The sequence below is a fragment of the Chamaesiphon sp. VAR_69_metabat_338 genome (assembly GCF_031423935.1).
In the GTDB taxonomy this organism is placed as follows: domain Bacteria; phylum Cyanobacteriota; class Cyanobacteriia; order Cyanobacteriales; family Chamaesiphonaceae; genus Chamaesiphon.
This window is the reverse complement of sequence record NZ_JANPGM010000336.1, coordinates 1-4905: the sequence shown is the minus strand read 5'-3', so window position 1 is coordinate 4905 and position 4905 is coordinate 1. Positions and strand designations below refer to the sequence as shown.

Genomic DNA, 4905 nt, shown 5'->3' with positions numbered 1-4905 from the left:
TGCGATTTTCTGTGGAGGCGATCCAACTACAGAAGCGTTCCCAGACGTTGGCGTTCTGGGTGCGTTGTAAGGTTGTGGTCATTGGTTTATGATTGCTTGTGTTCTTTGTAGAACGGAATGTTTTGGATGTATGAATCTAATCTAACTCGATTGTTAACGTTTGTAAACGTTTCTCAGGTTTGTAGAACTGATGACAGTTATCAGCTTTAGTTATGTCTGCTTGCTTATCTATAGTGGGTATGCTTTTGATAAAGAGTCGAACTTATGAAACATCCCGATCTCGAACACCCAGAATTAGGCATACTGCAATACCAGCAAGAATATGACTGGTATGAGGGCAAGATCGAAGTCCAGCAATCGGAAATTTTGATTCGGCTTTCAACAGATGAACGCGGAAATGTAGCCGCTGCACTTGAGCGGGCGAATAACTTGGTCGAGGAGTTAGAAAGATATGCCCAGTTAGCAAAAGAGTATGCAGCCGTAATGCTATTGCAAATTAAGAATGAGACATGGATTGATGATGATGAACAGCCGTTGACACCAGAACAATTTCAGCAACGGACGAGTCTTGAGTCTATCTCGATCGATGCAGCGGGTGAAATATCCTTCTATCACAACGATGACGACCTGTTTTGGGGTCATTGCATTTTAGTGACGATGGATAGCGAGAATAACTTTATCGGTGCTGAGATTGCGGGCTAAGTCGATCGACAGAATACATCTTCAGCTCTAATCTATGGGATGATTGGGAATCAAAATGCTGTAGCGAAGCGTCTCGGATGAAAAATCGGGTGCCTAATATGAAATCATTTCTGCAAGTATTTCAGAGCCAGAAAATGGCAGCTTTGTTATTTCTCGGTTTTGCGTCTGGATTGCCATCGCAAATTATCGATGCTCCGCTCAAAGCCTGGTTGACGACTGCAGGTGTAGATATCAGTGACATCACCAAATTGTCGGCAGCAGCCATGCTGCCCTATGCATTCAAATTTGTGTGGTCGCCATTACTCGATCGATATACATTACCTTTTTTAGGGAGACGACGCGGTTGGTTGGTAGTAACGCAAGTTTTATTGATCCTGAGTATTGCCTTGATGGCTATGCAGCAGCCAGGAGCGCGTAATCTGCAACTGATGACGATTATCGCGATCGCGATCGGCTTCTTTAGTGCTTCGCAGGATATCGTTACCAATGCTTATTCTGCTGACGTCTTGGAAGAACCAGAGATGGGTGCTGGTGCGGCCATCTCCATGCTGGGTTTTCGGATTGCCATGCTGCTTGCTAGTGGTTGGGCATTGATTGCTGCCGATCCCAAGCAACCCGCGCACTTAAGCTGGCAGACGGTTTACCTAATTTTGGCGGGATTAATGTCTTTAGGGGTTGTAGCAACGCTGTTCGCTCCACAACCAATCGCCAAAGAGTCGGCACCTGCATCACTATTTGCAGCGGTGGTATTACCGTTTAAAGACTTTTTTCACCGGCGGGGAATAGTTACAGGCATCTCGATCTTAGTTTTGATCGTCATGTATAAAGTGGGCGATTACATGGTGAAAGGGGTAACGATTCCCTTTTTAGAGGCGATTCATTACACTCAGACTCAAATCGGGGTGATTCAAGGTGGGATGGGGATTGTGGCGACGATCCTGGGAGCCTTTGTCGGTGCAGTGATTATTAGTAAGATCGGCATTAATCGATCGCTGTGGGTGGCACTGGGGTTATTAACAATCGGGATTATTCCTTACTGGTTGCTGGCGCAAGTAGCGCAGTCGCTACCGCCCAAACAAGCTCCCAGTGAGGGGCTGTTGATGCTGGCAATTAATTCTGAGTATTTTGGTGCGGGCGTTGAGGCTGCTGCCTTTACGGCTTTTTTGCTGAGTTTGTGCAATCGTCAATTCTCAGCCACTCAATACGCCTTATTTAGTAGTTTGATGCTATCGGCCAAAAGTTTTATCGTCGCGCCAACGGGCGGCATCGCCAAAAATATCGGTTGGTCTAATTTCTTCTTGCTGAGTATGGCTACGATCTTGCCAACGATTCCCCTACTGATCTTTATCGATCGATCGACCAAAAAATTAACGAATCAAACCAGACAATCGGCGATCGGGCAACTTACCGAGCGACTCGACACGCTTTCGCCCGAATTACAGTCCAAGGTGGAACTGTTGAGCATCAAGGAGTTGGAATCGCTCCGTATGGATTTGCTACAATTTCAGACCAGCGACGATCTTGCCAAGTGGTTATTCGAGATCAATCCCCAAAATCGTCAACTCGCAAATTCCTAAATTAATATTTGTTACAATCGACGAATATCCAATCTCCTACTGTCAACAAATTTATCATGACGTTCTTTCGCCAAAATGTCGCGCCGTTCTTAATCTTGCTAGTATTTCTGTTTGCTTTGGTAGCAGTCAGCGCGCGAATTTTCTTGCCTTCAGACATGTCTGGCCCCGCACCATTGACGGGCGCGATCTTCCAGAGCTTACTGATGTTATTGAGACTGACGTAAGTTTAGAGGATGAGTTCGGCTAGTCCTAGATATGCAATCCCCTGCGGTGTAATCTCAAATCGACAAGGGAGAACTTCTAAGCCCTTGGCTACTGCCGTCCGCAAGAGTTGACCGTAAACGGGATCGGTAGTGTCGCCAGGGGCAAATTTGGTTTTGTCGCCGCGATTGATGAGATAGAGCATCACGGCTCGGTGCTCGGGCATCACATCAATTAGTTCTCTGAGATGCTTTTGACCTCTGGTGGTTTCGGTATCGGGAAAGATCGCCGTATCGCCGATCGACCAAGTGGTATTCTTGACTTCCAGATAAATCGGTCGATCGCCTCCTGCGAGTAAAAAGTCGATCCGGCTGCGTTTATCTTGCCCGTAAACTACTTCCGATCGAATGGTTTGGTATTTGCCTAATGAGGGAAAGAGATACTGTTCGAGGGCGATTTTAATCAGTTTGTTGGGCAACGCAGTATTGATGCCAATCCACACCCCATCGATCTCAATTGTCTCCCAAGTATAGGCAAGTTTGCGTTTGGGATTGTCATGAAAAGATACCTGTACTGGTGCGCCAATCTGACAGACGCCAGTCATCGGGCCAGTATTGGGACAATGAGCGGTAATCAGTTCGCCAGTAGTTAGCTGGATATCAGCAAAAAATCGTTTGTATCTGTTGACGAGGATGCCGGAATGGAGTTGTGGATAGGTATAGAGCAAGATGTTTAGAGTGGGGAGTTAGGCGGCACTTAGTTTCTGGTGGCGATGTAGGTTTCGAGCGAACCGAGATCGATCGCCATTTGTTCGACGATCGCTGCTGTATCCTCTAACTGCTGTTGGCGTGCGAGAGCTTCGATTTGCTTGGCCGCAGCGGTAATCCTAATAATGCCGACATTTGCGCTCGCACCCTTAATATAGTGAGCTTCGTTCGCGATCGCCTTTGCATCTCGACTGGCTACAGCTTGGCGCAGATCGTCGATGTGAATTTTGACATCTTCGGCCAACATGGTCAGTAGTTCTAGTTCAAATTCTGGGTCATCTTCCGAAACTTGATGCAATTGCTCCCAGTCGATATCGATAAGATCGTTCATTGGCTGATGAAGTAGTAAATATCAGGTAGTGCGATTGTTATTTTATCTCGATTGCTCGATCGAGTCGCCGAACTAAAGGATTTCTCCAAACCTCTACAGCTTAGATCTCCAAGCCCCATATGTTTCAAACCACCCGCCGCCGCTTGGCAATTTGGTATACCACCGTTACTGCGATCGTTTTGTTGGTGTTTGCCAGCGGGATGTATATCTACGTGCGGAGTACGCTGATCGAGCGCATTGACGATACCCTCAATCATGTCGTCGAAGTTGTCAGTCGATCGATCTCGATCGATAAAGTAGCTTTTCCCAGCGCGCCGAGCCAATTGCAAATTAATGTAGCGGCGAGTTTTCAAGATGATTCCGATCGATTAGATGACGATCGCATCGATTTAGAGGTGTTCAATCTCAACGGCAAATTATTGTGGTCTACACTCAAAGAACCGCTCAATCTGCCAGTCTGGATGAATTTGGAAGGGGAAACAGTGCGAGTAAATAATAATCGCATCCTCCGCCAGATTACCGCACCGATCGATCGCAATAATACTCTCGTGGGCTTTTTACGCGTCAGTCATCCGTGGTTTGAAGTCACCAAACCGACTGAGTTATTAATTGTCGATCTGACGATCGGGACATCTTTAGTCCTTGCCAGCGTGGCGACGATCGGTTGGTTTCTGTCTGGGATTGCGATCGAGCCAGTCAAGGCATCTTACCAACAGCTCAAGCAGTTTACCGCCGATGCTTCCCACGAGCTGCGCAACCCGATTGCCACGATTCAAACCAATGTCCAAGTCGCGCTGGGCGAAGAACCCTTACTCCCTCAACAACGCCAACAACTGCAAACGATCGAACGCTTGACGCGGCGGTTAGGGCGATTGGTAGACGATTTATTATTTCTGGCTCGCCAAGATAGTAGCCTCGTCAGATCGAATTTTGGTTTGGTGCCATTGGATGCGCTGTTAATGGAAACGATGGAAGAACAGCAACTAGCCGCTGTCGCCAGGGGCATTCACCTCATGCTGGAAATTGTCGATCCGGTGCTGCCGAGTGCGAGTAAATCGGTACGAGATCGGGCAGAAGTGTTTACGATCGATGGTGACTGGGATCGGTTAGTCAGACTATTTACCAATTTACTCACCAATGCCATTCAATATACGCCGTCGCCAGCCGACGCACCAGCACGAACTCGCGCTGCCGAGATTAAGGTCGAACTGCGACAAACCATCCGGCAAAATACCTCCTATCTCCAAGTTAAGATGAGTGATACCGGAATGGGGATTCCGGCTGAAGCTCTACCGCATTTGTTTGACAGATTTTATCGGGTAGATCC

General features: G+C 47.4%; 6 protein-coding genes. 4 read left to right on the top strand and 2 right to left on the bottom strand.

All coding sequences use genetic code 11. The features are described from left to right. Positions 1–264: 264 nt before the first annotated feature. From RMO84_RS09625 to RMO84_RS09615, 3 genes are all read left to right on the top strand, one after another. Entirely contained in the window at positions 265–702 is a 438-nt protein-coding gene (locus RMO84_RS09625; protein WP_310488252.1) for a DUF2262 domain-containing protein, read from the top strand. A gap of 98 nt (positions 703–800) precedes the next feature. After that, positions 801–2279 (top strand): AmpG family muropeptide MFS transporter, encoded by a 1479-nt coding sequence (locus tag RMO84_RS09620; protein WP_310488251.1) that lies wholly within the window; start codon positions 801–803, stop codon positions 2277–2279. 56 nt (positions 2280–2335) lie between these two features. Further along, a complete protein-coding gene (locus RMO84_RS09615) occupies positions 2336–2503 on the top strand; it encodes a hypothetical protein (protein WP_310488250.1) in 168 nt (55 codons plus the stop codon). Between the two features lie 2 nt (positions 2504–2505). On the opposite strand, the gene sfsA is transcribed toward RMO84_RS09615, so the two are convergent. Further along, entirely contained in the window at positions 2506–3207 is a 702-nt protein-coding gene (sfsA, locus tag RMO84_RS09610; RefSeq protein ID WP_310488249.1) for a DNA/RNA nuclease SfsA, read from the bottom strand. A gap of 29 nt (positions 3208–3236) precedes the next feature. After that, complete coding sequence (locus tag RMO84_RS09605; protein WP_310488248.1) at positions 3237–3578, bottom strand: Hpt domain-containing protein; 342 nt, start codon at positions 3576–3578, stop codon at positions 3237–3239. Positions 3579–3697: 119 nt separating this feature from the next. On the opposite strand from RMO84_RS09605, the gene RMO84_RS09600 reads away from it, so the two are divergent. Further along, positions 3698–4905, top strand: a 1208-nt coding sequence (locus RMO84_RS09600; protein WP_310488247.1) for a HAMP domain-containing sensor histidine kinase, incomplete at its 3' end; no start/stop codon positions are given.

Excerpts from the sequence above, each read along its gene's own strand:
- RMO84_RS09615 (WP_310488250.1), top strand. The coding sequence starts at position 2,336 with ATGACGTTCTTTCGCCAAAATGTCGCGCCGTTCTTAATCTTGCTAGTA.
- RMO84_RS09620 (WP_310488251.1), top strand. The coding sequence starts at position 801 with ATGAAATCATTTCTGCAAGTATTTCAGAGCCAGAAAATGGCAGCTTTG.
- RMO84_RS09605 (WP_310488248.1), bottom strand. The coding sequence starts at position 3,578 with ATGAACGATCTTATCGATATCGACTGGGAGCAATTGCATCAAGTTTCG.
- RMO84_RS09625 (WP_310488252.1), top strand. The coding sequence starts at position 265 with ATGAAACATCCCGATCTCGAACACCCAGAATTAGGCATACTGCAATAC.